The organism is Microvirga sp. P5_D2 (genome assembly GCF_054049475.1).
On the sequence record NZ_JBFUMH010000295.1, the window covers coordinates 1 to 3,437 of the forward strand.

General features: G+C 60.9%; 4 protein-coding genes and 1 pseudogene. All 5 read left to right on the plus strand.

Features of this window, described 5'->3' with window-relative positions:
* The coding region (locus tag ACXJKO_RS30690; RefSeq protein WP_457094797.1) for an ABC transporter permease subunit at positions 1–328 on the plus strand (328 nt) is incomplete at its 5' end.
* Between the two features lie 4 nt (positions 329–332).
* Entirely contained in the window at positions 333–1,232 is a 900-nt protein-coding gene (locus ACXJKO_RS30695; RefSeq protein ID WP_457094798.1) for a branched-chain amino acid ABC transporter permease, read from the plus strand.
* The gene (locus ACXJKO_RS30700; protein WP_457094799.1) at positions 1,229–1,723 is read left to right on the plus strand and encodes a GAF domain-containing protein; all 495 of its coding nucleotides are present in this window, start codon (positions 1,229–1,231) and stop codon (positions 1,721–1,723) included. The genes ACXJKO_RS30695 and ACXJKO_RS30700 overlap by 4 nt, the downstream gene beginning before the upstream one ends.
* 21 nt (positions 1,724–1,744) lie before the next feature.
* Positions 1,745–2,983: an amidohydrolase family protein gene (locus tag ACXJKO_RS30705; RefSeq protein ID WP_457094800.1), complete on the plus strand. Its 1,239-nt coding sequence runs from the start codon at positions 1,745–1,747 to the stop codon at positions 2,981–2,983.
* A gap of 178 nt (positions 2,984–3,161) precedes the next feature.
* Positions 3,162–3,437, plus strand: a pseudogene (locus ACXJKO_RS30710) (haloacid dehalogenase); the annotation flags it as partial.

The following is a 3,437-nucleotide window of genomic DNA, read 5'->3' on the forward strand; positions in this document are numbered from 1 at the left end:
CAAGGGTATCAGCCCTCGCTGGATCGCGCTCATCACCGTCGCTATCGGCAGCGGGTTGTGCGGCGTCGGCGGAACGCTCATCGGCCTCGATACATCCATCGACCCCTTGCTCGGTGGGCGTGTGCTTCTGTCGGTTTTCGCGGCGGCGGTGTTGGGCGGACTGGGGAGCATCCCCGGCGCGGTGGTCGGTGCCTTCACCATCGGCATCGTCGAGGAGTTCACGGTGCTTGCGCTGGCTCCCGCCTATCGTCTCGCGGTCGGCTTCATCGTCATCCTGGTGGTTCTCGTGATCCGGCCTTCGGGTCTCCTCGGTAGCAAGGCGAGCTGACGACATGTTGACCTACATTCTCTTCACGCTTGTCGTCGGCTCCGTCTATGCGCTGCTGGCGCAGAGCCTCATGCTGTCCTGGGGCACGGCGGGTCTTGTCAATCTTGGTCTCGCCGGGTTCTTCGCGGTCGGCGCCTATGCGTCCTCCATGCTCACGACATGGGAGCATGCACCGATCATGCTGGGCGTCTTCGTGGCCGTGCTGGCAGGCGGCGTCGCGGGCTTGCTCGTCTGCTTCTCGACACTGCGCCTGCGCGACGACTATCTCGCTATCGTGACGCTCGGCTTTGCTGAGATTGTCCGCATCGTCGCCTCCAACGAGGTGTGGCTGACCGGAGGGACGGATGGTATTTCTGGCGTTCCGGTCATGATCGCCCGCGATACCGGCATCTGGTTCCATCTGGGAACGCTGCTGATCACGCTTGCTGCGGTCGCCGTGGTCTACCTGCTTCAGCGCAGGCTGCTCTCCTCTCCGTGGGGCCGGGCTATGCGGGCCATCCGCGAGGATCAGACCGTGGCGTCGGTGGCGGGAAAAAGCGTCGTGCGCTTTAAGGCTCAGGCCTTCGCATTGTCTGCTGCTATCGCTGGGCTCGCGGGTGCGCTTTACGGCCACTACACGAGCTACGTCGCGCCCGATCAGTTCCAGCCGCTAGTGACGATCTACATCTTTCTCGCGGTGACCGCTGGCGGAAATGCTCGCCCGGCCGGTGCTGTGCTCGGAGCCTATCTTCTCATCGCCTTTCTCGAGGCGACGCGCTTCATGGCTGAGTTCGCCCCTGGCGTAACGGCCCTGCAAGCCGCCGCTCTTCGAGAAATCGCCGTCGGTCTCGGACTGGTCATCATTCTGACCTTGCGTCCGGACGGCATTCTTCCTGAACGTTCACAGAAAGCGCCTGCCCTATGACCAACGAAGTCCTTGAAGCCTATCTTTCAGTCACCGACGCAATTGCCCAGGATGCCTCGCCCGAAGCGGCTTACCGCGCCGTGGACAAGGCCGTCAAAGGCCTGATCGGCCATGGCCTGTTTACGATTCTCGTGCGGCGCGAGGGCGGCGAAGAGGTCGAGCGAGTCTACTCGTCGCAGCCGGATGCTTATCCGGTGCAGGGCCGCAAGCGAATGGGTCCTACGCCCTGGGGCGACCTCGTTCTGACGCGTAAGCAGACATTCCTGGGACGCGATAAGGAAGCCATCCGATGGGCGTTCCCGGATCATGAATTGATCGAGAGCTTGGGGCTCGGCTGCGTGATCAACGTGTCCGTGCAGGAAGGCGGCGAGATCCTCGGAACGCTCAATGTTCTGGATAAGGAAGGCGCCTATACCAGCGAGGATCAGGTCGCTCTCGTGCGCTCCTTCACGCCCTTGCTGATTTCCGCCCTCACGAAAGCCCGTAAATAAACACTCCTTAGGAGACACGAGTTGTCCACCATCCTGTTCAAAAATGCCAGCATCCTCGATGGGCAGAGAAACGAAGCTCTCCCCAATCACAACGTTCTCGTGGAGAACGGCGAAATCCGTGAAGTGTCCGACGGCCCGATCAACGCGCCTTCGGCTCGCGTCATCGACCTTGCCGGCAAGACGCTCATGCCGGGCCTGATCGACTGCCACGTTCATGTGATCGCCACGACTGCCAATCTCGGTGCCAACGCAGAACTGCCGAACACCCTGGTTGCGATCCGCTCGGCCAAGATCATGCGCGACATGCTGATGCGCGGGTTCACCACCGTTCGCGATCTGGGCGGCGCTGATCACGGCCTCGTCATGGCAATCGAGGAGGAGTTGATCGAAGCCCCGCGTCTCGTCATCTGCGGCAAGGCCCTTTCGCAGACGGGCGGGCACACTGATTACCGTGGGCGCTATCATTCTCGAAACGTCGATTACTATGCGGATCGCGCGGGCACTCTCGGTCGTGTCGTCGATGGTGTCGAYGATGTTCGGCGCGCTGCGCGCGAAGAGATCAAGGCCGGCGCTCAGTTCATCAAGATCATGGCCAATGGCGGTGTCTCGTCCCCCACGGACCCCATCGCCTTCCTCGGCCTTTCGTCCGATGAAGTGCGTGCCGCAGTGGAAGAAGCGCGCAACGCTCAGACATACGTGGCCGCCCATCTCTATACGGATGAAGCGATCCGCCGGGCGGTCGAGCTTGGTGTCGAGTCGATCGAACACGGCAATCTGATCTCTGCCGAAACTGCGAAGCTCGTGAAGGAGAAGGGCGCCTATGTGGTGCCGACCAACGTGACCTTCCACTATCTTGCGAAGGAAGGCGCTTCCTTCGGATTGCAGCCGGAATCCGTTGCCAAGATCGAGGATGTTCGCAGCCAGGGCCTCGCCGCGCTCAAGATCCTGCACGATGCAGGCGTCATGATGGCCTACGGCTCCGACCTGTTGGGCGAGATGCATGTGCATCAGTCCGATGAGTTCACGCTGCGCGGAGAAGTCCTCCCGGCTATCGAGGTGATCCGTTCGGCAACCATCAACGCCGCCAAGGTCGTGAAGCAGGAAGGCAAGCTCGGAGTGATTGCACCGAGAGCTTACGCAGATCTCATCGTCGTGGATGGAGATCCGCTGAAGGACCTGTCGCTCCTGACGGGGCAGGGCAAGCATATGCCGGCGATCATGAAAGCCGGCCGCTTCGTGAAGGATGAGCTGGCCGCATAAGCTCACCGTGACAAAGGCGCCCCGGTATGCCGGGGCGCCTGGAGTTATCCGAACTCCGCACTTTATGCTGCGCTACAGGCTCGAACAGCAATGCAAGCATCGCTCCGACGGATCAATCAGCATCACGTTGTGCGAGGCCGATATTAGATAGAGCAGATTTAATATAGGAGCCTTCCCGATGCGCCTGACTGATTTCAAAGTTCTGACCTTCGATTGCTACGGCACGCTGATTGATTGGGAAAGCGGCATGGTCGAAGCGCTCAAGCCGCTGACCGGCAAGGTATCGCGGCCGCTGACACGCAATCAGATCCTTGAGGCTCATGCCCGCCACGAATCCTCGCAGCAGCTTCAGACGCCGACGAAGCTTTATCGCGACGTTCTGGCCATCGTCTACAAGCGCCTCGCCGAAGAATGGGGCGTCGTGGTTTCGCATGAGGAATGCGCTACCTATGGA

Excerpts from the sequence above, each read along its gene's own strand:
- ACXJKO_RS30700 (WP_457094799.1), top strand. The coding sequence starts at position 1,229 with ATGACCAACGAAGTCCTTGAAGCCTATCTTTCAGTCACCGACGCAATT.
- ACXJKO_RS30695 (WP_457094798.1), top strand. The coding sequence starts at position 333 with ATGTTGACCTACATTCTCTTCACGCTTGTCGTCGGCTCCGTCTATGCG.